Source organism: Alphaproteobacteria bacterium SS10, assembly GCA_019192455.1.
In the GTDB taxonomy this organism is placed as follows: Bacteria; Pseudomonadota; Alphaproteobacteria; order TMED2; family TMED2; genus TMED2.
Window position 1 is genome coordinate 201,853 of record JAHCML010000006.1, and the last position, 23,625, is coordinate 225,477.

25 protein-coding genes and 1 tRNA gene are annotated in these 23,625 nt (G+C 56.2%); 15 read left to right on the forward strand and 11 right to left on the reverse strand.

Annotation, left to right across the window (positions count from 1 at the left end; translation table 11 throughout):
- Nucleotides 1-13 precede the first annotated feature (13 nt).
- The 5 genes from nqrE to KI792_11015 are packed head-to-tail and all read right to left on the reverse strand — an operon-like array spanning nt 14 to nt 4,663.
- A complete protein-coding gene (nqrE, locus tag KI792_10995; protein MBV6633542.1) occupies nt 14-622 on the reverse strand; it encodes an NADH:ubiquinone reductase (Na(+)-transporting) subunit E in 609 nt (202 codons plus the stop codon).
- Nucleotides 622-1,275 (reverse strand): NADH:ubiquinone reductase (Na(+)-transporting) subunit D, encoded by a 654-nt coding sequence (locus KI792_11000; protein MBV6633543.1) that lies wholly within the window; start codon nt 1,273-1,275, stop codon nt 622-624. The genes nqrE and KI792_11000 overlap by 1 nt, the downstream gene beginning before the upstream one ends.
- Nucleotides 1,276-2,106, reverse strand: coding sequence for a Na(+)-translocating NADH-quinone reductase subunit C (locus tag KI792_11005; protein MBV6633544.1), 831 nt, complete (start codon nt 2,104-2,106; stop codon nt 1,276-1,278).
- Nucleotides 2,099-3,313 (reverse strand): NADH:ubiquinone reductase (Na(+)-transporting) subunit B, encoded by a 1,215-nt coding sequence (locus KI792_11010; protein ID MBV6633545.1) that lies wholly within the window; start codon nt 3,311-3,313, stop codon nt 2,099-2,101. Before KI792_11010 ends, KI792_11005 begins: the two co-directional genes overlap by 8 nt.
- A 6-nt stretch (nt 3,314-3,319) precedes the next feature.
- Nucleotides 3,320-4,663, reverse strand: coding sequence for a Na(+)-translocating NADH-quinone reductase subunit A (locus KI792_11015; GenBank protein MBV6633546.1), 1,344 nt, complete (start codon nt 4,661-4,663; stop codon nt 3,320-3,322).
- Between the two features lie 218 nt (nt 4,664-4,881).
- Here KI792_11015 and KI792_11020 point away from each other — a divergent pair, with 218 nt between their 5' ends.
- Nucleotides 4,882-5,937, forward strand: coding sequence for an FAD:protein FMN transferase (locus KI792_11020; protein MBV6633547.1), 1,056 nt, complete (start codon nt 4,882-4,884; stop codon nt 5,935-5,937).
- Between the two features lie 89 nt (nt 5,938-6,026).
- Nucleotides 6,027-6,248, forward strand: a complete 222-nt coding sequence (gene nqrM, locus KI792_11025; protein MBV6633548.1) for a (Na+)-NQR maturation NqrM — start codon at nt 6,027-6,029, stop codon at nt 6,246-6,248.
- A gap of 10 nt (nt 6,249-6,258) precedes the next feature.
- Here nqrM and KI792_11030 read toward each other — a convergent pair whose 3' ends face one another.
- Complete coding sequence (locus KI792_11030) at nt 6,259-6,459, reverse strand: hypothetical protein (GenBank protein MBV6633549.1); 201 nt, start codon at nt 6,457-6,459, stop codon at nt 6,259-6,261.
- Nucleotides 6,460-6,574: 115 nt separating this feature from the next.
- Here KI792_11030 and KI792_11035 point away from each other — a divergent pair, with 115 nt between their 5' ends.
- Entirely contained in the window at nt 6,575-7,096 is a 522-nt protein-coding gene (locus KI792_11035; protein MBV6633550.1) for a CBS domain-containing protein, read from the forward strand.
- A gap of 133 nt (nt 7,097-7,229) precedes the next feature.
- Nucleotides 7,230-7,469, forward strand: a complete 240-nt coding sequence (locus KI792_11040; protein MBV6633551.1) for an AMP nucleosidase — start codon at nt 7,230-7,232, stop codon at nt 7,467-7,469.
- Nucleotides 7,470-7,475: 6 nt separating this feature from the next.
- Here KI792_11040 and KI792_11045 read toward each other — a convergent pair whose 3' ends face one another.
- Complete coding sequence (locus KI792_11045) at nt 7,476-7,856, reverse strand: hypothetical protein (protein ID MBV6633552.1); 381 nt, start codon at nt 7,854-7,856, stop codon at nt 7,476-7,478.
- Between the two features lie 333 nt (nt 7,857-8,189).
- Between KI792_11045 and KI792_11050 the strand changes: the two genes are divergently transcribed.
- Nucleotides 8,190-8,939: a 1-acyl-sn-glycerol-3-phosphate acyltransferase gene (locus KI792_11050; GenBank protein MBV6633553.1), complete on the forward strand. Its 750-nt coding sequence runs from the start codon at nt 8,190-8,192 to the stop codon at nt 8,937-8,939.
- A gap of 6 nt (nt 8,940-8,945) precedes the next feature.
- On the opposite strand, the gene KI792_11055 is transcribed toward KI792_11050, so the two are convergent.
- Nucleotides 8,946-11,738 carry a bifunctional aconitate hydratase 2/2-methylisocitrate dehydratase gene (locus KI792_11055; protein ID MBV6633554.1) on the reverse strand — a complete coding sequence of 931 codons (2,793 nt, stop codon included), beginning with the start codon at nt 11,736-11,738 and terminating at the stop codon, nt 8,946-8,948.
- Nucleotides 11,739-11,934: 196 nt separating this feature from the next.
- Here KI792_11055 and KI792_11060 point away from each other — a divergent pair, with 196 nt between their 5' ends.
- The 4 genes from KI792_11060 to KI792_11075 all read left to right on the forward strand — a co-directional run bounded on the left by KI792_11060 (nt 11,935) and on the right by KI792_11075 (nt 15,948).
- Entirely contained in the window at nt 11,935-12,531 is a 597-nt protein-coding gene (locus tag KI792_11060) for a response regulator (protein MBV6633555.1), read from the forward strand.
- 8 nt (nt 12,532-12,539) lie between these two features.
- On the forward strand, nt 12,540-13,028 hold the full coding sequence (locus KI792_11065) for a chemotaxis protein CheX (protein ID MBV6633556.1): 489 nt from the start codon (nt 12,540-12,542) through the stop codon (nt 13,026-13,028).
- Nucleotides 13,029-13,094: 66 nt separating this feature from the next.
- A complete protein-coding gene (locus KI792_11070; GenBank protein MBV6633557.1) occupies nt 13,095-14,255 on the forward strand; it encodes an FIST C-terminal domain-containing protein in 1,161 nt (386 codons plus the stop codon).
- Nucleotides 14,230-15,948: an Hpt domain-containing protein gene (locus tag KI792_11075; protein MBV6633558.1), complete on the forward strand. Its 1,719-nt coding sequence runs from the start codon at nt 14,230-14,232 to the stop codon at nt 15,946-15,948. The genes KI792_11070 and KI792_11075 overlap by 26 nt, the downstream gene beginning before the upstream one ends.
- A 21-nt stretch (nt 15,949-15,969) precedes the next feature.
- Here the strand turns inward: KI792_11075 and KI792_11080 are convergent, their stop codons facing one another.
- A complete protein-coding gene (locus KI792_11080; protein ID MBV6633559.1) occupies nt 15,970-17,946 on the reverse strand; it encodes a response regulator in 1,977 nt (658 codons plus the stop codon).
- Nucleotides 17,947-18,560: 614 nt separating this feature from the next.
- Here KI792_11080 and KI792_11085 point away from each other — a divergent pair.
- Nucleotides 18,561-19,439, forward strand: a complete 879-nt coding sequence (locus KI792_11085) for a bile acid:sodium symporter family protein (protein ID MBV6633560.1) — start codon at nt 18,561-18,563, stop codon at nt 19,437-19,439.
- On the opposite strand, the gene KI792_11090 is transcribed toward KI792_11085, so the two are convergent.
- Both KI792_11090 and KI792_11095 read right to left on the reverse strand, forming a co-directional pair.
- Nucleotides 19,436-20,314: a sulfotransferase gene (locus KI792_11090; GenBank protein ID MBV6633561.1), complete on the reverse strand. Its 879-nt coding sequence runs from the start codon at nt 20,312-20,314 to the stop codon at nt 19,436-19,438. The genes KI792_11085 and KI792_11090 overlap by 4 nt on opposite strands.
- Before the next feature lie 55 nt (nt 20,315-20,369).
- Nucleotides 20,370-20,459, reverse strand: a tRNA-Ser gene (locus KI792_11095).
- 161 nt (nt 20,460-20,620) lie between these two features.
- Between KI792_11095 and KI792_11100 the strand changes: the two genes are divergently transcribed.
- From KI792_11100 to obgE, 5 genes are all read left to right on the forward strand, one after another.
- Nucleotides 20,621-21,172: a hypothetical protein gene (locus KI792_11100; protein ID MBV6633562.1), complete on the forward strand. Its 552-nt coding sequence runs from the start codon at nt 20,621-20,623 to the stop codon at nt 21,170-21,172.
- Between the two features lie 315 nt (nt 21,173-21,487).
- On the forward strand, nt 21,488-21,799 hold the full coding sequence (rplU, locus tag KI792_11105; GenBank protein MBV6633563.1) for a 50S ribosomal protein L21: 312 nt from the start codon (nt 21,488-21,490) through the stop codon (nt 21,797-21,799).
- A 40-nt stretch (nt 21,800-21,839) separates the two neighbouring features.
- Complete coding sequence (gene rpmA / locus KI792_11110) at nt 21,840-22,115, forward strand: 50S ribosomal protein L27 (GenBank protein ID MBV6633564.1); 276 nt, start codon at nt 21,840-21,842, stop codon at nt 22,113-22,115.
- A 107-nt stretch (nt 22,116-22,222) separates the two neighbouring features.
- Nucleotides 22,223-22,417, forward strand: a complete 195-nt coding sequence (locus KI792_11115) for a DUF1737 domain-containing protein (GenBank protein MBV6633565.1) — start codon at nt 22,223-22,225, stop codon at nt 22,415-22,417.
- 35 nt (nt 22,418-22,452) lie between these two features.
- Nucleotides 22,453-23,559, forward strand: coding sequence for a GTPase ObgE (obgE, locus tag KI792_11120; GenBank protein ID MBV6633566.1), 1,107 nt, complete (start codon nt 22,453-22,455; stop codon nt 23,557-23,559).
- Nucleotides 23,560-23,625: the final 66 nt, after the last annotated feature.

A 23,625-nucleotide genomic window follows, 5' to 3' on the forward strand; every position in this document is an offset into this window, starting at 1 on the left:
TCTGTGATCCCTCCTAGAGCTTAACGCCGCTGAAAGACATGAAGGCGAGCGCCATCAGACCAGCGGTGATGAAGGTAATGCCAAGGCCCTGTAGGCCATCCGGAATGTCAGAATATTTAAGCTTCTCCCGGACCCCGGCCATGGCGGCAATCGCCAGCGCCCACCCGAAACCCGAGGACGCGCCATAGGTGACGGATTCAACGAAGTTGTAATCCCGTTCAACCATGAATAGGGAGCCACCAAGGATGGCGCAGTTCACGGTGATCAGCGGGAGGAACACACCCAGCGCGTTGTAGAGCGGCGGGAAATACTTATCGAGCACCATCTCCAGGATCTGCACCATCGCGGCGATCACCCCGATATAGGAGATCAGGCCGAGGAAGGAGAGATCAACCTCCGGGAAGCCAGCCCAGGACAGCGCGCCGGGGGCGAGGAAATAGGTGAATATCAGGTTGTTGGTCGGCACGGTGATCGCCTGCACGATGATCACTGAAATGCCAAGGCCGATGGCGGTCGAAATCTTCTTCGACACGGCCAAGAACGTGCACATGCCCAGGAAGAAGGACAGCGCCAGGTTCTCAACGAAGATCGCCTTAACCGCGAGGGACAGCAGGTCTTCCATCAATGGGCCTCAACCGTTTGGATTTTGTACTCGCGCTCTTCGACCTGCTTTGGCTTCCAGGTACGGAATGCCCAGATGATCAGGCCAATGATGAAGAAGGCGGAAGGCGGCAGCAGCAGCATGCCGTTTGGCACGTACCAGCCGCCATTGTTCACGGTCTCAAGCACGGTGACACCGAACAGGGTGCCAGCACCGAACAGTTCCCGCACGAAGCCGACCATCATCAGGATGAGGCCGTAGCCAAGGCCGTTACCCACCCCATCAATGAAGGAGGCAACCGGCGGGTTTTTCATTGCGAAGGCTTCGGCCCGGCCCATGACAATACAGTTGGTAATGATCAGGCCCACGAAGACCGAGAGGGTCTTTGAAATCTCGAAGGCGAAGGCCTTAAGCAGCTGATCGACCACGATGACGAGCGAGGCAATCACAACCATCTGCACGATGATGCGGATTGAGTTCGGAATGTGGTTCCGGATCATCGAGATGAACATCGATGAGAAACCGCAGACAAAGATCACCGCGAGCGACATAACCAGTGACACCTGCAGTGAGGTGGTCACCGCCAGCGCTGAGCAGATGCCCAGAACCTGAAGGGTGATTGGGTTATTGTCGACCAACGGGTCGGTCAGCATCTGTTTGCGTGTTTGAGGCATTTAGATGCTCCCTGCTTTCAGCTTCGCCAAGAAGGGCTCATAGCCCTGCTCACCCATCCAAAACCGCACCATGTTATCGACGCCATTTGAGGTCAGGGTCGAACCTGACAGGGCATCCACATGGTAGTCCGCACCGGCTGGAGGCACAGTCTTCGCGACCGTAATCTGCAGCTCACCGGCATCATCCTTCAGCCGCTTACCGCGCCACAGCGCCTTCCAGCGGGGGTTATCTACCTCACCACCTAGGCCTGGTGTCTCGGCATGCTGGTAGAACTGCAGGCCGAAGATATCGTTGCCATTCGCCTCAAGCGCGATGAAGCCATAGAGCGTGGACCAAAGGCCGTAACCATGGATCGGCAGCACAACCTTGCTGAGGTCACCCGCATCATCACGCAGCAGATAGACCGTCACGAACTTTGATTGACGGCCAATTGAGGCCGGGTCATCGGTTAGGGCGATAGAGGTGGCCGGATCATCAGCGGCAGCCAAATCATCGAAATTGGTCGGATCGAACTGATCGGTGAATTCACCGGTCTCAAGCTCAAGCACCTTTGGCTCAAACGCAGCAAAGGCGTCCTGCACATCGATATCGGGGCTGTAAGTACCGGCAACCTGGAGGATGTTGACCTGTTTATCGCGGGCCGCGTTCTCCTGCTGCATCGGGCGGAGGGCAACGGCCACGGCAGAGACCGCCATGGAGGCGATCAGGCACAGGGTCAGTGCAACCGCAAAGGTCTTCGGCACGGAATCTGGTGGCAATGCTAGGAAACGGCCAATGGGCCCTTTTGGCTTCTCAGAATTGCCCTCGGGGTTTTGATTATCGTCAGGCATTGGCCGCCCCCGCGAAGCGCTTCATCCGGCGCTTGATGTTGGCTTGCACCACGAAGTGATCAATCAGTGGCGCGAAGACATTGCCGAATAGGATGGCCAGCATCATCCCCTCAGGGAAGGCCGGGTTAATCACCCGGATCATCACCACCATCACCCCGATCAGCGCCCCATAGATATAGCGGCCCAGATTGGTGTGGGAGCCAGAGACCGGCTCGGTGACCATAAACACGAGACCGAAGGCGTAACCACCAACGACCAGGTGCCAATACCAGGGCATGGCGAACATTGGGTTCGTCTCAGACCCGATCATATTGAGCAGGGTTGAGAAGGCGATCATGCCGCCCAGGCAGCCGGCCACCATGCGCCAGTTCGCAATCCGCGTGGCTAGCAAGAAGGCGAGGCCGATAAAGGCCGCAAGTGTCGATGTTTCACCGATGCTGCCCTGAACAAAGCCAAGGAAGCTATCCATCCAGGTAACCCCGCGGGCCACGATCTCTTGATAGCCATCAGAGGCTGCAACCGCCAAAGCGGTGGCACCAGAGAAGCCATCAACCGGGGTCCAAATGGTGTCGCCAGACATTTGCGCCGGATAGGCGAAATACAGGAAGGCACGACCAGTTAGCGCAGGGTTCAGGAAGTTCTTACCGGTACCGCCAAACACCTCTTTACCGATCACCACACCGAACATAATGCCCAGCGCCACCTGCCAAAGCGGTGGGTCCGGCGGCATGATGAGCGCATAGAGCATGGAGGTAACGAGGAAGCCTTCATTCACCTCGTGGCGGCGGATCGTGGCGAACACAACCTCACAGATACCCCCCGCAACCAGGGTCGTTATGTAGACCGGCAGGAAGTAGAGGAGGCCGTGGAAAAAGTTGGCGAAGATATTGGTTGGGTCAAAGCCAATGCCGAGCATCTGGATGATGTCGGCGCGCCAGCCCGAGGCACCAAGATCGGCAATCGCCGTATTGGTTTGCAGGCCGATATTATAGCAGCCAAGCAAGATGCACGGGATCGTCGCCAGCACCACATAGCTCATGATCCGCTTCATATCGACGTATGAGCGGGCATGCGGTGCCGCGGTGGTCACGGTCTTGGGCGTGTAGAGGAAGCTCTCCACCATCTCATAGACGGGGAAGTAGCGTTCCCACTTACCGCCCTTAAGAAAATGCGGTTCGATACCGTCGAAGAAGTTACGAAGGCCCATCGGTGCCTATCCCTCTTTCTCGATCTTGGTCAGGCAGTCGCGTAGCGCCATGCCATATTCGTATTTGGCCGGGCAGGCGAAAGCCACCAAGCCCAGATCCTCTTCATCCAGCTCCAACGCGCCGAGCGCTTGCGCTGTGTCCGTGTCCATAACCAGCAAGGCCCGGAGTAGTTGGGTTGGCAGGTAATCCTGCGGCATCAGCTGCTCAAACGTGCCGGTAGGCACCATCGCGCGGCGCCCACCATTCAGGTTCGAGGTCAGCGGAAATAGCTTTTTCGACAGGGCAGAGCCAAGCACTGGCTGGAATGCATACTTACTGGGCATGGGAAGGATCCAGCCCAGGGTGTTCTGCTTCTTATCTTCCTCAATCACCGTCACCTGGCGCGCGTAACGGCCGAGATAGGCGCTAACCCCCTCACCTGCACGACCGCTAAGGATCGAGCCTGAGATGAGGCGGACGGAAACAGAGTTATCAATCTGACCGGCGGTCAGCTCATCCATTGAGGCGCCGGCCAGCGTGCGGATTAGCCGTGGCTCATGGCAGAGTGGGCCACCCAGCGCGATCACGCGCTCAGCGTCCAGATTGCCGGTTTCAAGCAGACGACCGATTGCGATCACATCCTGGTACCAAATCGACCAGACGATGCGTTCAACCGATGGCGGCTCGAGGAAGTGCATATGGGTGCCGGGCAGGCCCGCCGGATGTGGTCCGGAAAAAGTGGCTGCCTGAACGCCATCGATGTCAGCGCCTGGGATCTCCGCGCCGCTCTCATGGCAAAGATAGGTGGTACCGTCGGTCAGCTTGGTGATGGCGGCAAGGCCCTTGGCGAAAGAGTCGGCTGCCTCACCAATGACGAGAGCGGGGTTGGGGGCCAGCGGCTCGGTGTCCATAGCGGTCACGTAAATCGCAACCGGGCGGGTTGTTGGCTCAGGTACCTTTGAATAGGGGCGGGTTCGGAACGCACCCCAAAGGCCAGCGGCACACAGGCGCTCGGTTAGACCCTCAGCGGTGTTGGCGTCACCAACCTTGGAGAAGTAGACCGGCTCTTTCGCGATCTCATCAACCTCAATCTCGATGCTGATCAGCGCGCGCCGGGCACCACGGTTGATGCCTTGGACACGGCCAGCAATCGGCGCGGTGATGACCGCATCCGGATTATCTTTATGGGCAAACAGCGGCGTGCCGGCGGCGACAACCTCGCCTTCCTCAACGAACACGCGTGGTTTGAGGTCGATATAATCCTCACCCAATACGGCCACGGTGCGAACGGCGGGGCCGTCCTGGATGGCCTGGGCAGGCGAGCCCTGAACTGGCAGGTTCAGACCCTTTCGGAGCTGATAGTGCTGCAAGCGAATTAATCCCGAATCTCAGTTACATAAGTCCCAGCGTTTTGCCGCCAGGACGACCGCCAATGGTTTGTCCACCAACAGTCGGATTTGAATATCATACTGATATGCCAGCTTCATCTTATTTGCTATCCCATGCGGCAAGGAATCACGTTGGTGGGCATCAACTGGTGCGCCATGATCCCGCAGTGCCGAAAAACAACCTCAAAAAGCCGCCCAAAATGGCCCGAACCCGAACAATCTGGCTGGCCTGCCTTCTGCTGCTGGTAACTGCCTGCGGTGAGCAACAGCAGGTGTTCCGCCTAACCGGGGAGACGATGGGCACGACCTATAACATCGTCGCCGTCGATAGGGCCGGGCATATCGAGCTGAAGGACCTGCAAACGGCGGTGGGCAATACCCTGGCCCGGGTCAATCAGCAGATGTCGAACTGGGATCCAAGCTCAGAAATCTCACGCTTCAATCAAACGCGCAGCACGGACCCCACCCCAATCTCCAGCGAGCTTTACGCAGTCATGTCGGCGGCAAACGAGGTTCATCGCGATAGCATGGGCCAGTTCGATGTGACCCTGGGGCCGTTGATTGAACTCTGGGGCTTCGGCGCAAGGACACCGGAGACGCCGGTGCCAAGCGATGCCGAGATTGCGGCCACCCTGGCGCAGGTTGGACAGGAAACGGTGTTGGAACTAACCGATCAGCCCCCGGCCTTGCGCAAAGCCCGCCCTGATGCATCGGTCTATTTGGCCGCTATCGCCAAGGGGTATGGCGTTGATCAACTGGCGCTGACCTTGGCCAGCTTTGGCCTAACCGACTACATGGTTGAAATCGGTGGGGATTTGGTTGCGGCAGGGCAGAACCCGGATGGGGAAGCCTGGCGCATCGGGATTGAGCGACCGGTCATCGCCCCGCGATCAGTTCAAGAGATTGTCACGGTCAGCGGGCTCGGCATGGCCACGTCTGGCGATTACCGGAACTATTTCGAGCAAGACGGCACCCGTTACACCCATATTATCGATGCCGAGACGGGGCGCCCGATCACCCATCGCACCGCCTCGGTAACCGTTCTGGCGGAAAGCGCCATGCTGGCTGATGCCTGGGCCACCGCGTTGTTGGTTCTGGGCCAAGAACGTGGGTTGGCGCTGTCAGAGCAGCATAATCTGGCCGCCCTCTTTATTGCGCGGGCGGAGCCCCCAAATGATAGTGAGGCAGATGAGACCGGGCCGCACTTTAAGGCGACGGCGAATTCTTACTTTGAAGCACTTCAGGCAACCAATTAGGCTAGCGCGTACGTTCGGATGGATTTATTTGCCTTTATCGCTCAACTTACTGTGCGGCTGACTAAAGCGCTGACCGAGATCACATGGAAATAACCACCTTCATACTCGCCTTTTGCCTGCTTCTGCTGGTCGTCACCGGCATGGCAATCGGGGCAATTTTGATGGGCAAAACCATCCAGGGCAGCTGTGGTGGCCTAAATGCGGTTGCTGGTGCCGATAAATGCCTGGTGTGTAAAAAGCCGATTGATCCGGATAGCCCACTTCGCGAGCGCCTGAACTGCCCGCGCGCAAAACAACGCGCAGAAGCCTAATTTTCTTAGGCTAGCCGGCTTCTAACGGCACGAAACCCAGCACCAAAAGACAGAACGCGGCAACCGACCCGAATAGCCAAGCCTGCCAGGCGGGCCCCTCTGCTTTCCACACCGCGCGATAGCGATATCCAGCCACAACGGCGATGACAAACAGCACCGTGGCGGTGGTCGGTGTCAGAACTATCCCAAGATCGCCCACAAAGGCCCTCATTCACTAAGTTGTGGGGAATTTCCCCGATCATCGCTAATGGTCTAAACTAATCACAAAAATAGAGCGCGCCCCCAAAACAACCAATGGCGCTCACACATAAAGGGAGTGACCAACAATGCCCTATTCTTATCAAGGCCCCACCCGCGACGATAAGCAGAGTGATCGCACCTATAGCCAGTCAACTGAGGCCAACCTCTCAACCGACACGGCCACCGTCGCCAATCTGATTAGCCGTAAGGGCAATCAGGTCTTCTCAATCCGTCCTGAAGACACCCTCAGCACGGCCGTTGAGGTCCTGCGGGACCGCCGCGTCGGCGCCCTGCTTGTTACCGATATGAAGGGTGCGCTAGTCGGAATCCTGTCTGAACGGGATATCGTCCGCAAACTAGCCGATGAACCGGGCCAAACCCTGCCCCACCGGGTGGATGAGGTGATGACCAGCAAGGTTGAGACCTGCGCCCCGACCGATACACTTGTCTCCGTCCTCCGCCGCATGACCGATGGCCGTTTCCGCCACATGCCGGTGATGGAGAATGACGGCCTGGTCGGCATGGTCACCATCGGCGATGTGGTCCATTTCCGACTAGCAGAAGTTGAGCATGAAGCGCTGCAGTTAAAGCAGCTGATTGTCGGCTAAACCGCTTTATGGTCCGGCCAGCATCGTAGTGTTTGAAAAGCTGGCCGTGCCCCTCTAATAGCTTCGGATATTAGCGATTGCCCTCAAGCCCAAATGGCTTGAAACCCATCCACGCGCCCGGAGCTCAAACGACATGTCGATCGAATTCAACAGCATCACCGAAGAAGACGGCCCAGACACCATCACGATCCTGGCTGAGGGCTTTACCGAAGCGGCGATGGAATATCACCGCCGTGAGATGGGCGCTAAGGGCTACAGCCTCGGCGGCCCGATCAAGCCGCAGACCTTCTTCATCACGGATGGGATGGGCGAGCCGACCCCGCTGCTCGAAGGTAAGCAATACTTCGCTGCCACCTTCACGCGGAAGAAGTAGCGCCAGCTACCAGCTGAAGATGTCGCCAATGTTTTCGATAATGGCGACCAGCAGCAACACGCCCAATATCACCAGGGTCATCCACCATAGAAACTGGAAGATGATGGCCGCTGAACCCAGCGTCGCGCCATAGGCGGAAAAGCGCCAATTCTCGCGCATGATCCCAGAGATTAGTGAGAGCACCAGCGCGCCAATGCCGAGCACGGGCGCCACAATGGCGAGGTAATCCCAGACCGATGCGGGCTCTGGCTCCACCTCCGGCTGCGGTAGCCCCATTAGGCTGCGCCAGGCTGAGCTTTTGATCTCCCCCGCAATCTCGCCAATCTGGGTTGCCGCATATGGCTTAGGCTCGAAGGTGGGGCCAACGATCTGGGCGAAAACCATCATGAGAGCTATAGCGCCCAGTAACACCCCCCAGAACCCAACTTTTCTCAGTATTTTTGGGCCTTCGGACGGCAGCGCATCAAGTGTTGGTTCCATCGATCTCTGGCTCCCGCGCATGGTTTCGGCACGCTTCTAGCCTGGTTGGACGAGCCAGACTGCCGATTGCTTGGGCCAGATTATACCCACCTGCCCATCTCCCCGCACAAGGCCTTAGCCCAGTTACAGGGAAGAACCAGCGAAAAGGGGGATTTCGCGGCAATGCGCTCCTGACAAGCGTAACGCTTGGATATCCGCTAGATATGCAAGCACTGGCAGGCGCATCTCAGGGGATAATGGGTGGCAGATCAAACAACAACGGTGGCTGGGACAGAACCACGCCCACGATACAGCGCACGCACGGCCCTCTTTGATGCGGTCTTTATCGTCTTCAATCTGAGCTATGCACTGTTCGCCTCAACCCGCTGTGTCTTGTTTGATGGCCGGTATTTACAGCGCGACCTACTGCGCTACAGCCAGCGCATTTCCTGGATGCTTGAGAAGATTTTGGGCATCACGGTTGAGGTGACGGGCGCTGAGAATATCCCGGATGATCGCCCGGTCATCATGGGTTCCAGGCACATGTCCTGGCTCGATCCGATCTTAAGCCTGCAATATGCACGCGGGGTTCGCGGGCTGGCCAAAAAAGAACTGTTCACCATCCCCTTTATCGGGTCGGTGTTCCGGCAAATGAAGAACATCAAGGTCGACCGTGAAGCGCAAAAGACTGAGATCGGCATTCACGAGATCGCTGAACAGGTGAACAGCAGCACCCGCCCACTGATGATCTATCCGGAGGGCACGCGCTGCCGCCAAGGTGAGGTGCGCCGCCTGAAGTCAGGCATCTTCCGTATTCATGAGGCGTCTGGCGTCGACGTGCTGCCAATCCGCACCAACTCAGGCGCCCATTGGCGTGGTCCGGGCCATGGCTCACGGCCCGGCGTGATCCGTATCGAGGTCCTGCCACCACTGCCACGCACTGACGACAAAGACGCCTTTATGGAGGCACTCAGCACCACGATCACGAATGATCGCTTTGATGCTGAGTAACTGCGATTAGTAGTGGACCGACTGGGTCGTCTCTGGCGCCTGAAGCGGCGGTGAGAACTTGGTCAGGTTGATACCCTCAACTGCTGCCTTGTACTCATCCACGCTCGGCGTACGGCCGAGCACGGCGGACAGCACCACGACTGGAGTTGAGGCCAGGAGCGACTCACCCTTTTTATCAGCGGAGTCTTCAACGACGCGGCCCTTGAACAGGCGGGTTGAGGTGGCGAGGACGGTATCGCCTTTCGCGGCCTTTTCCTGGTTACCCATGCAGAGGTTACAGCCGGGCCGCTCGAGATACATGATGTTCTCATACTCGGTGCGGGCGTCGTTCTTTGGGTTCTCATCGCTGAACTCAAAGCCGGAATATTTCTGCAGAACGCCCCAGTCGCCCTCTTCCTTCAACTCTTCGATAATGTTGTAGGTGGGTGCTGCGACAACCAACGGAGCCTTGAACTCAACCTTCTCACCTTCTGTTTCCAGATTGCGGAGCATCTGGGCGACGATTTTCAGATCGCCCTTATGCACCATGCAGGAACCGACGAAGCCAAGGTCCACCACCTTATCGCCACCGTAATAGGAGACCGGGCGGATGGTGTCGTGGGTATAGCGCTTGGAGACATCGACGTTGTTCACGTCTGGGTCGGCGATCATCGGCTCATCGATGATGTCCAGATCGACCGTGAACTCAGCGTAGTATTTGGCATTGGCATCGGGTGCTAGCGCTGGCTTCTCACCAGAACGGATCTCAGCAATCCGCTTATCCGCACGCTCGATCAGACCACCCAGGGTGCCAGCGGCATTCTCCATGCCCTTATCGATCATGATCTGGATGCGGCTCTTCGCGATCTCCAGGGACTCAATCAGCGTCTCATCTTGCGAGATACAGATGGCGGCCTTCGCCTTCATCTCCGCCGTCCAATCGGTGAAGGTGAAGGCCTGGTCCGCCAGCAGCGTGCCGATATGGACTTCAATCACCCGACCTTGGAAGACATTGTCACCGAACTCCTGCAGCATCTGCGCCTGGGTGGCGTGAACCACATCGCGGAAATCGACATGATCTTTCAGCGTGCCTTTAAAGGTAACCTTGACTGATTCCGGGATCGGCATCGTTGCCTCGCCGGTTGCAAGGGCCAGGGCGACGGTACCGGAATCCGCACCAAAGGCCACGCCCTTGGACATGCGGGTGTGGCTGTCGCCGCCAATGATGACCGCCCAATCATCCACGGTGATGTCGTTCAACACCTTGTGGATCACGTCGGTCATAGAGTGATAGACGCCCTTCGGATCGCGGGCGGTGATCAGGCCGAACTTGTTCATGAAGCTCATCAGCTTCGGAATATTCGCCTGCGCCTTCAAATCCCAAACCGAGGCGGTATGGCAACCGGACTGGTAAGCCCCATCAACGGTGGGGGAGATCACGGTGGCGGCCATCGCCTCAAGCTCTTGCGAGGTCATGAGGCCGGTCGTGTCTTGCGAACCAACGATGTTCACCTTCACCCGGGCATCAGAACCAGCGTGAAGCGTTGTACCCTTTGGCACGCCAACAGCATTGGCATTGAAGATTTTCTCAACCGCCGTGAGGCCCTGACCCTCATGGGTGATTTCCTTCGATGGGGCGAAGACCTGCGGTGCTTCAATGCCCAGGGTTTCGGCCGCTAGGTTCTGTAGCTTCTTACCAAACACGATGGCGTAGGAGCCGCCGGCACGCATGAACTCAGTCTTCTGCGGGGTGAAGGAGGCGGCGATATCAACCAGCTCTTCCTTGCCCTCTTCATCATAGAGCTTCTTGGTCTTGGTATTGATGGTCAGGACCGTGCCGGTCTCAACCGAATAGACCTGTTCCAGCACCGGGTCGCCATTGTTGTTGATGATCGGCTTGCCATCGGCATCGCGCTTCTTAACCCAGTTTTTAAGGTCAACCCCGATGCCACCGGTCACCCCAACCGTGGTTAGGAAGATTGGTGAGATACCATTGGTACCGCCGACAACCGGCGCGATGTTCACAAACGGCACATAGGGGCTTGCCTGTTTACCGGTCCAAAGCGCCACATTGTTCACACCGGACATGCGGGATGACCCAACGCCCATGGTGCCTTTCTCAGCAACCAGCATGACCCGCTTATCCGGATGCTGTTGTTGCAGGGCTTGGATTTCCTTCTGCGCCTCTTCTGAGATCAAGCAACGGCCATGCAGCTCACGATCAGAGCGCGAGTGTGCCTGGTTACCCGGGGACAGCAGATCGGTAGAGACATCACCCTCAGCGGCCACATAGGTGACAACCTTCACCTCTTCCTCAACCGCTGGCAGCTTGGTGAAGAACTCAGCCTGCGCATAGCTGTTAAGGATATCGGTGGCGATCGCATTGCCATCGGCATGGGCCTTGGCCAGGCGATCGGTATCGGCCTCATACAGGAAGACCTGGGTCTTAAGGACTTCGGCAGCTTGCTTCGCGGTGGCGTCATCGTCGCCGAGCGCCAGATCAAGCAGCACCTCAACTGATGGGCCGCCCTTCATATGGGATAGCAGCTCATAGGCGAACTCGACGCTGATCTCTTCGACCACGCCCTTGCCCAGAATAATGTCCTTGAGGAAGGTCGCCTTAACACCGGCGGCACTCGTGGTGCCCGGCAGCGTGTTGTAGATGAAGAAGTTCAGGCTATCGGCGCGGTGCGGATGATCCTTATCGACAATCTGGGTGATTATCTCAGCGAGGAGCGCGCCCTCTTCAATCGGCTTTGGCGCGAGGCCGTCTGCTTTGCGCTTCTCAATCTCTTCCAGATAGTCTGAATAAAGGCTCATATTGCTGTCCGTAAGCTAGGGCTGAAACAGCGGCGAGGTGTGCGCCGCAATGCGATTGTGCGGCACAATATTTTATCAAATTATTGCTGGCAAGATCGTCAACGGTCGCAGTCGCTTATCCGCTGATTAAGGCACAGAGTTTTAGGCCAAACAGGCGCGGGTTGCCGTCGATGTATTTGCCCCGGCGCTTAACCAATTGTGCGCCCGACCAACGCCCGACAGCCCCTGCGTCAAAAATTCCGGGGTATCAAAAATCAAATACACTAACTTTTTATTTACCTTTGCTGTTTTTTGCGTATTCAATGCCGGCTACAGGCAGGACCAACTACGCACCGATCATCCATATATGAGCGCACCTCAACTCTCTGCGGTCAGCACCCTCGATAACCTGAGTTTTCTGGTTATCGATGATCATATGCTGATGCGAAAGCTAGTGACCCAGCAACTCCAAGGGGCTGGATATCAGCAGGTTCAAGAAGCCAAAACCGGCACCGAAGGGCTCGAGAAAATCGATGAAGCCCTCGCCGGCAATAAGCTGTTCGACGTCATCTTTATCGATTGGGGCATGCCAGAAATGGATGGCCTCACCTTCCTCAAAGAATGCCGCCAGCGGCCGGAGCTGAATAAAACCGCGCTGGTTATGCTGACCGGCGAGAGTGAACGCAAAAGTGTAATGGAGGCTATCGGCGCCGGCGCAACGGCCTATATTGTTAAGCCCGTATCCGCTGAAGAGCTGACCGAGAAGGTCGAGAAGATCAAAGATTGGCTCAAGAAAAAGCGTAACCTGGCGTAGGGCTGACAATGACCACGACACAAACAGAATTCATGAAAGAAGTGTCAGACGTCATTGTTGAGAACGTCTGCCTTACCGTTAAAACCCTGTTCGAAGTCGACCTCAGATCGGAAGAGATCTTTGGGATCGATAAAGTCTGCGAGGCGGACTTCATCTGCTCTGTCGCGCTAAGCAATGGCGATGACACCGCCGTGGTTCGCTTTGGCTTCGACTACGTGCTGATGGAGCGCCTGGTGGCCAAGGTGTTCAGCGAGGAAGTGGCGGCCGACAAAACCGTCCTTCAGGACGCCGGGTCTGAAGTTGCAAACATTGTATCCGGGCGGGTTAAGGAGTTCCTCAACAGCCAAGGCCACAACTTGAAAGCGGATATCCCGAACACGGTTGAAGGCCCGGTCACCTGCCACGACAAGAACACCAATATCGACATCATCTTCTATGACGCCGAGGACCATTTGGCGGTCGATGTGAACTTGGGCTCAATGGCATCAACGTCGTAATCGTGAGGACCAGAAAACGCGTTGGGGAAAGCGCGTTGGCCGCACGTTCTATTGGGGATAGGGGCAATGAAAACAGTATCGTTTCAAGCCAAGGCTGACAGCCTCGGCAATTCTCTCTCAGCGCTGAATGGCAGCAAGCCAGACCTGGCCATCGTGTTTGGCCACCGTGCCCTGCTTGAGGATGCAAGCAATCTCAAAACCCTGCATGAGGCGATGCCAACCGCCAATCTGGTTGGCTGCTCAACCTCCGGTGAAATCTATGATGACCGGACGGCGGAAAACACCCTAACCGTTATGGCAATGCAGTTTGAGGCGACGCCAACCAAGGTTGCCACGGCGGCGATATCCGGAACTAGCGACAGCTCGAAAGCCGCGGGCCAATCACTTGGTGAAGCGTTGAAATCAGATGACCTAAACTCGATCATGGTCCTCTCGCCGGGCCTAAATGTGAATGGTAGCGCGCTTGTCGCTGGCATCCGCGAAGCCTGCGGGGAGAAGGCGACGGTCTTTGGCGGCCTGGCCGGTGATGGAACAGACTTCCAAAAAACCGTGACCGTGTTGAACGATAAGTCGTTTGAGGATCAGGTTGTCGCCATTGGCTTCTACGGCACCAATCTTCAGGTTGGCACCGGCTCCCGCGGTGGTTGGCAAGGCTTTGGCCCGATCCGGAAGGTGACCAAGGCCGATGCGAATGTCCTTTATGAGCTGGATGGCAAGCCGGCCCTCGAACTCTACAAACAGTATCTGGGGGACCGGGCGGATGATCTGCCCGCAAGTGGCCTACTCTACCCCTTTGCTATCCTCTCAGAGGATCAGGCCGAGACCGGGCTAATCCGAACCATTCTTGACGTGAGTGAGGAAGAGGGCAGCCTGACCCTGGCCGGTGATCTACCCACCAATAGCCTGGTTCGCCTCATGCATGCGGATAACGACGCCCTTATCGATGGCGCTGAGGCGGCGGCGAATGATGCCAGCGTAGACGATACCGACAGCAACAGTGCCGCTATCTGTGTCAGCTGTGTTGGCCGTCGGATTGTGATGGGCAATCAGGTGGATGATGAGGTTGAGAGCGTGCGCGATATCTTGGGGTCGCAAATTCCGATTGTCGGATACTACTCCTATGGCGAAATATGCCCGTTCCAAGAGAGCGGCTTCTCTGAGCTGCACAATCAAACAATGACAGTAACGGTGCTACGAGAAGATGCCGGAGCAAGTACGGCCGCGTAAGGTTCAACGCCAGTTAAAGCGCAAACTCGGAGCCGATAACGCCGAAGATTTAATCAGTGATCTGGCGCAGCAAATCGCTGCCGGCAAACCCGTTGCTGATCACCCGGCGACCCCGCTACTCGGCAATTTCAGCAACTTCGTTAGCGATGTGGTTGAGACCTACAGCCACCACGACGAAACCGTTAAGCTGCATATCCGTAATGCGAATATCAGCTCGGATGAGTTGAACGAGGCGAATGAAAAACTCGCTTATCTGAACCATTCCCTCTCAACGATCATGGAGAGCCTTGGTGAGGGGCTGCTGTTCTTCGACAATCTTGGCATCTGCTCTGATGTCTACTCTGCCACCTGCGTTAGCATGTTCGGGCAGAGCCCAGCACACCGACATATCTGTGAGGTTCTAGGCCTCGATGATTCCGAACGCAGCACGGTTGAGAACCTGCTCGACGTTGTGTTCACCGATACAACCGCCATGTCGTTTGATGACCTGATGGATTTGATGCCGTCAGAGTATTCGGAGCAAGGGCGGAATGTGACGCTAAGCTATCGCCCCGTTCGGGATTCCCAGGATGCCATGCGGGCCATCGTGATGGTGGCGATCGATCGCACCGACGAACTCAATGCGATGGAGAAGATCATTGAGAAGGAGCAGGAGGCGAGCAAGATCATTCGGATCAGCCAGAACCGTAACTCCTTTATCCGGCTAGTGAACAATCTACGCATCCTGTTTGACCGGTTGGATGCCGTCTTGGTTGATGACGTCACCGCCAATGAGTTCAAGCGGGACATTCATACTTTTAAGGGCTTGGCCGGATCGTTCTACCTCACCCAGCTAAGCGACTTCCTGCATGATTTGGAAACACGGTTGCGGGGTAAGTCTCATGATGAAATTGCCTCGATCTGCCAATCGAGCCAACCAAAGCTATTAAGCCATTTGGACCACATCGCCTCAGCCGCTGGCGATTGGCTGGGCGCAAATTTTGAGAAGCTGGGCAGCATTCGCACCATCCCAACAGAACGGCTAGTTGGTTTTGAAACCAAGCTGATGGAAGCGATTGAACAGGGGATAAGTGCTACAGACATTCACCAGCTGTATCTGGAGCAAATCTCCTCCGTCCACATTCTAGAAAGCCTCGCCGTCTTTGAGCTTCAGATGCAAGAGCTGGCGGATCGCATTGGCAAGCAACTCCAGCCGTTGGTGTTCGAGGGCGAGAACATCTCACTCGTCCCAGAGGTTTATCAGGAGGTGATCGATGCGCTGGTCCATGTGGGCCGCAACATTGTCGATCACGGCATCGAACCACCGGACCTGCGGCGTGAGTTGAACAAATCAGATGGCGGCCAGGTTGTGGTCTCTGTGAACCAAACAACGCAGGATGCGGCAAACTGGATCAAGATCGAGATCAAAGACGATGGCGCCGGCATCAATATCGACGCCCTCCGACAACGTCTGGTTGAGAAGGCGATCATCAGCGCGGACGAGAATGTAGATGACCACGCCCTCATCCAACACGTCTTCCATGACGAGGTCAGCACCACCCACACGGTGACCCAAACCTCAGGCCGTGGTGTCGGGATGAGTGCGATCAGGGGTGCCGTTGAAGATCTAGGTGGCACGGTTGAGATGTTCTCAACCAAGGAGCAAGGTTGCACCCTGGTGATCAACATGCCCTATATCTGGGCGAAGACCTAGTTGGCGGTTCTGGCGCTGTGATCAGGCCATTTCCTTGACCGAGAAGCGAATACGACTGGCTAGCTCATCAATCGCCGTCAGCAGTGTTGAACGGCTCGCCGGTTTCATCAGGGTGATGGTGTTACGGCTGCTCTGCTTGTTCAACGCCGTCTGGTTCTCAGAGTATCCAGACAGGATGATGGCCGGCACATCGCCCATCAGATCCCGTGCCTTGATCAGCAGATCGGGCCCTTGGATTGAACCAGGCATCATCACATCGGTGACAATGAAATCGATCTTCTCCTGATCACCCTTGATGATTTCAAAGGCCTCATCACCATCGGCGGCCTCAATGACCGTGTGGCCCGCAGATTTGATCAGCAGCTTGATCCCTTTACGGACCAAATCCTGATCCTCAACCAACAGGACGTTTAAAGCCTTGGCCGCCGCAACCGTCTTGAGCGGCAGCGTCAGAACATCATCGGGTGCCACTTCAACGCTGAACGTCGGCAGCAGGATGTCGAACCGAGTTCCTTCATTGAGTTTTGAGCTGACCTTAATCGACCCATTGGATTGCCTGACAAAGCCGTCAACAACAGCAAGCCCTAGCCCGGTGCCCTCCCCCTCCTCCTTTGTCGTAACAAAGGGATCAAAGATCCGGTCGATGACCTCTGGATCAATGCCAGAGCCGGTATCCTCAACGATGATATTCACATAGAGGCCGGGGGTAAGATTATCCGCCAGCACCCGAGAATGATCATCGCCCAGGGTCACGTGATCCGTGGTGACGGACAGGGTGCCACCATCAACCATCGCGTGACTTGCATTCACAAACAGGTTCAGCAGCGCGCTGTAAAACAACCCCTGGTCAATCTCTACATGGGGTTTGTCTGAGCAAAGCGCTGACTTGATATCAATATTGGCGGGCAGCGTTCGCGTCGCCACCGAGATCACATCGTCGATGAATACGTTCACATCGATTGAAACCGGGTTCAGCTCAGACTTACGGGCAAAACTAAGCAAACGCACAGTCAGGTCCTTTCCGCGATAGGTCGCGGTCATCATGTTCTTAAGCAGCGTCTCCTGACTTTGGTCGTCCTCAGGCACGTCAATCAACTCAACACCCGCCAGGATGACGGACAGGATATTGTTGAAGTCGTGGGCGATGCCACTGGCCAGCCTGGTCAGTGCGGCTTGCTTGCTCGCCTCCTGCAGGATCCGCTCATTCTCTTGTAGCTTAAGCTCGGCCTCCACCTCCGTGGTGATGTCGAGTGCCAGGGAGTTCCAAACCGTCTCACCCATTGGGCCGCGGGTGACCTGGCCAAAACCATCCAGCCATTTGATACGGCCATCTGGAAACAACAACCGCCAACGGTGCCGCCAGTCCGAGAGATTGCTTCTGGACTTAGCCACTGATGCCTGCATGCTTGGGAGGTCGTCAGGATGCACCAGGTCCCAAAGCTTTTTTGGGTCGCGGCGGGCATCTTCGGCACTTACTTCCCAAAGATCCTGACAACCCGGTGAAAGATACTCAACGGCATAGGTTTCGTCCGGGAATTCGGCGTAACGGAAGATCGCGCCCGGTACGTTCTTGGCAATATCCTCAAGCGATTTACGCGTGTATTCGAGGCACTTCTCAGTGCAGTCAGCACGCAAACCAGTGGTCAACAGATCTAGGTGGTTTGCTGCGACCCGCGCCACCTCCTGTACCGCGGCCAAGTCATCCGCTGACCAATGACGGGCGACCTGATCAATGGCACAGACGGATCCGACGGTGACCCCACCAACCACCAAGGGCGCCCCCAGATAGGCGCCAACGCCAAATGCTTCAATCGCCTGGTGGCAGCGATAGTGAACATGACTGGCCGCATCACTGATGATCAAACTGCAGCCCTGATCCACCACATCACGACAGATGGATAGTTCCAGCGGTGACCAGGTATCATCAAACCCCTCAAGCCCGATGGCACTCTTGCCGATGAAGGTCTGGGTGTTCTCCCCCTCATTAACGATGGTCACCAGAAAGATAGGGACGTTTAGCGATAAAGCTGATTTCCGAGCCAACCGGTCTAAGGACAGGCTTTTCAAATACTCAAGGAGATCATTTAAATCAACATCATATGATGTGTTTTCAGAGGGTTCTGATAAAGAATACTTCATTCTTTTTATTACCTTATCATCTTTGAAAATTTGGGGACTTGAAGCGTCAGTACGGTGGCGGGTTTGGCTTATTGCGAACATCGTGCCTAGCAATTCAAGTCTTGGTTATCAATAAAGGCGAGGGTGTGGACCAAAGCAGCCCTCGGAAGCCAAAGATGGCAAAAGTTCATTAATATCCAGTCTGTTAACAAAAAACTAACAAGTGATTAACAGTTAGAAGCAATCGCAAGAAACGAAAATGACGCCGCAAAAAAATCAATAAACACAAAAATATTCATTCGATTGTATGCAAAAATTTACAATAATAACCAGTTCAGAATGCACTAATATTTTTCGCAAATGGGATGTTTACTGAACCATTACGCTTTAAATTAGGATTTGTTTAATTAAGAAAAATACTAAGTGACGGGTTAACGACAAGATGCGATCTGTCATCTGACACTTAGCGATACCTGAAAAATTCGGAGATCCCGATGGGATTGGTGGTTGATATCTTCCTGCCTCTAGCGCTTGCCTTCATCATGTTCGCGCTGGGCATTGGGCTGACGGTTGAGGATTTCACCTGGATTGCACGCCAGCCGAGAGACTTTCTAATCGGCGCCGCCTCCCAGATGATCTTACTGCCCCTCGTGGCGTTCACACTGGTGACGATCTGGCCCATGGATCCCAAACTGGCCCTGGGTCTCGTCATTATCGCCGCCGCACCGGGTGGCGTGACCTCAAATATCCTGACGTCGTTCGCGCGGGGTGATGTGGCGCTCTCGATCTCACTAACGGCGGTGACCAGCCTGCTGACGGTGATCACCATCCCGTTGATCGTCACGGCGGCCTATACCTACCTGATCGGTGATACGGCCGATCAGGACATCTCCGTCACGAAGACTGCGCTCAGCGTGTTTGCCATCGCGACACTGCCCGTCCTGATTGGCCTTGCCGTTCGACGCTACGCAACCGGTTTTGCCTTGCGGTTTGAGCCGATCGCCCGTCGCCTCTCCACCGTGCTGTTCCTAATCGTCCTGGCGGGCGCCATCTATGGGGAGCGGAATAACATCGCTGAATACTTCGCCCAGGCTGGGTTAATTACCCTCACCCTGAACATCATCATGATGGCGCTGGCCTTCGGGCTGGCCGTTCTGTTCGCCACCGGACCAACCCAGCGTATCGCGATCTCGCTGGAATGCGGCCTACAGAACGGCACCCTCGCTATCGCTGTCACCACGCTGCTTTTCGGCGGTGGGCTGGTGACAGTGCCAGCGGCGACCTACAGCCTGATCATGTTCGGTACCGGCCTGGCTTTCGTCGCGATCTTGCGCCGGGTTGCCAATAAAGCCGCCGAAACTGAAGCGGGTTAACGACCAACCTCGTAGCCATAGGCGGTCATCAGATCGCCGGCACGATCCACCACAATATCGACCACCTGCTGATCAGCCTCATCGGCCCAGCCCCCAACCTCACCGCGGCGGTAATGTGAGGTTTGCTCCACCTCACCGATATCCCGCCCCTTGGACAATACCTTGAATGCTGATTGGTCGACCGCAACGCGAATATCGGCAAGGTCCGTTGAGACATCTAAGAAGCTGAACAGGCGCGCCGCCTGATCGTCGATATTTGCATGCAGATCCTCATACCGAACACGGATAGTCCGACCAGGGTCGGCATCTCGTTCAACCATCTGATTGCGCTTAACCCACTCATCGGCATAGACGGCCGCATACTCGGTCAATGTCATGGAGGCAGGCAGCTTTGATCGGAAGCGGTACCAGGCGGAAAACACGCCATCGCGACAATCGCGGACCACATGAACATATTTGAAGCCGGGAAACAGCTGCCGCAAAAGCGGTAGATGGTTGGTGTTCTCCGGCGTTTTCTCACCAAGCAGGGAGATATGGGCGAGATCTGTGTCAGCAGTGGCATCGAGCGCGATCTCATAGAAGGCACTGCGCAGCACGCGCTGTTTGGCGACATCGGAAATCTCGCCATGGGATGGCGCCCAGACCGCGGACGCCTCATCCCTCGTGTTCGTATACCGATCCAAGACACCGATGAGTGCTGGCGCCAGGCGACTGACAAATTGCGTCTCACCCATACCCAGTATTTGGGGATGGGCATTCAGCAACTGCTGAACCCAGGTGGTTCCAGACCGCGGCATCCCACCGATAAACACCAGTGGCAGGGCCTGCAGCGCCGTTAGCCGATCTTGAACTGAACCGTTCATGTCTTCAGACATAATCTTATCGATGCCAGGCCTTGGCTGAACTCTGCATTAAGGCCCCAAGCAATCTTGGCGGAGAGGGAGGGATTCGAACCCTCGGTACGCTTGCGCGCACAACGGTTTTCGAGACCGCCCCGTTCGACCGCTCCGGCACCTCTCCTACCTATCGGGGAGCGCTGGGATACAACGGTAGCGTGACCGCAATCAAGCCTTAAGCCGTCCATTGGCCACTATACAGCCAGGTTAATCCTCGACCGGTCATCGGGAAGTCTATAGCGTGCCGCCGCGTCTTGGCTTTACCCACCCATAGGAACCGAACCCGTGATCAAGCCAATCTTTAAAGCTTTCACCATTGCTGCCGTTGCAGCGCTTGCCCTAACCAGCCTTCCTCTCACCGCCAAAGCTGACTCTGTCGTTAAAGAGATGGTCGGCTTCCGTGATGTTGAGGTGAAACTCGGTGAAGCAGCCGATGACTGCTACCTCGATGGCCAGGAAGAGGCGTTTAAGGCGGCCCTGATCGAAAAGCTTAAAGGTGCGGGCCTGCCGCAAACCGATAAGTCATTCGTGACCGTCGCCATGTCGGTTACCAACACCAGCTTCGGCCTGTTGGATGCTGAATGCGCCGTGCACGTCCTACTGTCCTTCCAGACCTTCGTGCCGCAAGACAAGTTCATCGGCCTGCCGGAAGCACAGGAAGCGGCCCTTATCCGCCTTGGTGGCCTGCCAACCAACCTGTACACCCTGGCCGGTATGGCCGTGACGACCAATGACCAGCCATCGGGCGGCGGCGCTAGCTCCAGCCCGTCAAAGATGGTCCTACAGATCGTCGATAGCGCGCTCGATAAGTTCGAGGCTGAGCGCCAATCCCCATAAACGGGATGAATACAATGCGTTGGGCCGTGTTTTGATGCGGCCCAATGCATGTTCTGCAAGCAAGCTACGCGTTGACAGAAAGGCCTACCAACGGTATCACCTGCCGCACTCAGGCGGGTTTTCCCGGCGGAGGTCTGTTTGCTGTCTGCATGCATGACCCCGAAAAACGGCTGAAACCCTGGCCTGGAGGCATATTATTTGGCTTGCAGTTTTTTCGAAGCCGCTCATATGACGGCGGCTATCGCTGCGCTTTTGGGAAAGTTTCCTGATGGAAGTTCCTGGCGGGCAGCAGCGATTTGATGGAGTAGTATGGACATGTTTGCGGTTATCAAAACCGGCGGTAAGCAATACCGCGTGAAGAGCGGCGACGTGATTAAGGTCGAGAAGCTCGAAGGTGAAGCTGGCTCAAAAGTGAACCTCGATCAGGTTCTGATGGTTGGCGAAGGCGACAAAACCAAAGTCGGCGCACCGCTGGTTAAAGGCGCGAAAGTGACGGCCGAAATCCTCGGCCAGGATCGCGGCCCGAAGATCATCGTCTTCAAGAAAAAGCGGCGCCAAAACTATCGTCGTAAAAAAGGTCACCGCCAGGACATCACCGTCCTGCGCATCACGGATATCGCTGGCTAATCGCTTAAGCGAACAGACGTTCAAGTAAGGGTTAAGGACAATGGCACATAAAAAAGCAGGCGGTTCATCCCGTAACGGTCGCGATAGCGCCGGTCGCCGCCTTGGTGTGAAGAAGTTTGGTGGCGAAGCCGTTCTGGCTGGCAACATTCTGGTTCGCCAGCGTGGCACCAAATTCTATCCAGCAAACAATGTTGGCATGGGCAAAGACCACACCCTGTTCGCTCTGGAAGATGGTGAGGTTAAGTTCCACAAGATCCGCGGCGGTAAGAGCGCCGTGTCTGTGGTCGCCAACGCCCCAGCTGAAGCTGCTGAATAAGCCAGCCTCTAAGCTGTTAAACAGTTTCGATGAGCCCGTGGGCCGGTGGCGGCCCCGGGCTTTTCGTTTTATGGTCTGGGCACATCAAACCGTAAAGGGGTGCTCCAATGGCCAGACTACGCTACCGGCTAATCACCGGCCCTGATGACGATAAGTTCTGTGAACGGGTCTCTGCCGCCCTCAATGATGGCTATATCCTGTATGGCCAACCGCAGATTGCCTTTGATGACGGCCAGACGGTTTGCGCCCAGGCGGTGATGTTGCCCGACCATGTGGTCGATCAAGAATTGGATGAGGAGTAAGCGACCGACACTGGTCGGTACCGCTGCCCAAAACGATGAAGTTTCTCGACGAAGCGAAAATCTTTTTAAAATCTGGCGATGGCGGCCATGGCGCCGTCGCGTTTCGGCGTGAGAAATATATCCCCAAAGGCGGCCCCGCCGGCGGTGATGGCGGCCGTGGTGGTCATGTCATCTTTGAAGCTGTTGATGATTTGAACACCCTTATCGACTTCCGCTACCAGCAGCATTTCAAGGCTGAGCGTGGCGAGAGCGGCATGGGCAAAAACCGCAGCGGTAGGCATGGCGCTAGCAAGATCATTAAGGTCCCCGTGGGCACCCAGATCCTTGACGAAGATAAGGAAACCCTGCTCGCCGATTTGATTGAGGATGGTGAGACCATCCAGCTGCTGACCGGCGGGGATGGTGGCTTTGGTAACAGCCACTACAAATCCTCAACCAACCAAGCGCCGCGCTATGCCCAGAAGGGCTTTCCGGGTGAAGAGCGTTGGGTTTGGTTGCGCCTTAAGCTGATTGCAGATGCCGGGCTGGTTGGCCTGCCGAACGCCGGTAAATCAACCTTCCTCGCCGCCGTTTCGGCCGCAAAGCCGAAGATTGCCGATTACCCCTTCACCACCCTTGCCCCAAATCTCGGGGTGATCGCGGTTGAGGATGGCAGCTTCGTCCTAGCTGACATTCCGGGCCTGATCGAGGGCGCCTCTGAGGGCAGAGGCCTGGGTGACCGCTTCCTTGGTCATGTGGAGCGCACAAACGTCTTACTGCACCTGATCGATGGCACGCAGGAAGATGTGGTCGATGCGTATAAGACCGTGCGCGGCGAGCTTGATGCCTATGGCGACATGCTGGCCGATAAGCAGGAGCTGGTGGTCCTGAACAAGATTGATGCCCTGGATGAGGAAACCATTCAGGAGCGTAAAGCGGCGCTGGAAGAAGCCAGCGGCGGTGATGTCTTTACCATTTCAGGTGCCGCCCAGATTGGGATCAAACCCGTTATCTACGCCCTATGGCAGTCCATTCAGTCCGGTCGGCAATCAGCCCGTGCCTTGCCAGAGGATCAGGAAACGGGCCCTTGGGTTACTGACCCCGATGAGATTTCAGAGGATGAGCCAGCCGAATTGGACAGCTCAGAGGCGTTGCGGGATTAGAACGCCGTAGCGCTGGTTCCAGATACTGCTCGCTTGATCATTCCCAAGCGGGGTGGGAACCACCAA

What these genes read in the sequence shown, in the direction of transcription:
- nqrE (MBV6633542.1), bottom strand. Translation starts at nt 622, where the DNA reads ATGGAAGACCTGCTGTCCCTCGCGGTTAAGGCGATCTTCGTTGAGAAC.
- KI792_11000 (MBV6633543.1), bottom strand. Translation starts at nt 1,275, where the DNA reads ATGCCTCAAACACGCAAACAGATGCTGACCGACCCGTTGGTCGACAAT.
- KI792_11005 (MBV6633544.1), bottom strand. Translation starts at nt 2,106, where the DNA reads ATGCCTGACGATAATCAAAACCCCGAGGGCAATTCTGAGAAGCCAAAA.
- KI792_11010 (MBV6633545.1), bottom strand. Translation starts at nt 3,313, where the DNA reads ATGGGCCTTCGTAACTTCTTCGACGGTATCGAACCGCATTTTCTTAAG.
- KI792_11020 (MBV6633547.1), top strand. Translation starts at nt 4,882, where the DNA reads ATGGCCCGAACCCGAACAATCTGGCTGGCCTGCCTTCTGCTGCTGGTA.
- KI792_11030 (MBV6633549.1), bottom strand. Translation starts at nt 6,459, where the DNA reads ATGAGGGCCTTTGTGGGCGATCTTGGGATAGTTCTGACACCGACCACC.
- KI792_11035 (MBV6633550.1), top strand. Translation starts at nt 6,575, where the DNA reads ATGCCCTATTCTTATCAAGGCCCCACCCGCGACGATAAGCAGAGTGAT.
- KI792_11040 (MBV6633551.1), top strand. Translation starts at nt 7,230, where the DNA reads ATGTCGATCGAATTCAACAGCATCACCGAAGAAGACGGCCCAGACACC.
- KI792_11045 (MBV6633552.1), bottom strand. Translation starts at nt 7,856, where the DNA reads ATGATGGTTTTCGCCCAGATCGTTGGCCCCACCTTCGAGCCTAAGCCA.
- KI792_11055 (MBV6633554.1), bottom strand. Translation starts at nt 11,738, where the DNA reads ATGAGCCTTTATTCAGACTATCTGGAAGAGATTGAGAAGCGCAAAGCA.
- KI792_11065 (MBV6633556.1), top strand. Translation starts at nt 12,540, where the DNA reads ATGACCACGACACAAACAGAATTCATGAAAGAAGTGTCAGACGTCATT.
- KI792_11070 (MBV6633557.1), top strand. Translation starts at nt 13,095, where the DNA reads ATGAAAACAGTATCGTTTCAAGCCAAGGCTGACAGCCTCGGCAATTCT.
- KI792_11075 (MBV6633558.1), top strand. Translation starts at nt 14,230, where the DNA reads ATGCCGGAGCAAGTACGGCCGCGTAAGGTTCAACGCCAGTTAAAGCGC.
- KI792_11085 (MBV6633560.1), top strand. Translation starts at nt 18,561, where the DNA reads ATGGGATTGGTGGTTGATATCTTCCTGCCTCTAGCGCTTGCCTTCATC.
- KI792_11090 (MBV6633561.1), bottom strand. Translation starts at nt 20,314, where the DNA reads ATGTCTGAAGACATGAACGGTTCAGTTCAAGATCGGCTAACGGCGCTG.
- rplU (MBV6633563.1), top strand. Translation starts at nt 21,488, where the DNA reads ATGTTTGCGGTTATCAAAACCGGCGGTAAGCAATACCGCGTGAAGAGC.
- rpmA (MBV6633564.1), top strand. Translation starts at nt 21,840, where the DNA reads ATGGCACATAAAAAAGCAGGCGGTTCATCCCGTAACGGTCGCGATAGC.
- KI792_11115 (MBV6633565.1), top strand. Translation starts at nt 22,223, where the DNA reads ATGGCCAGACTACGCTACCGGCTAATCACCGGCCCTGATGACGATAAG.
- obgE (MBV6633566.1), top strand. Translation starts at nt 22,453, where the DNA reads ATGAAGTTTCTCGACGAAGCGAAAATCTTTTTAAAATCTGGCGATGGC.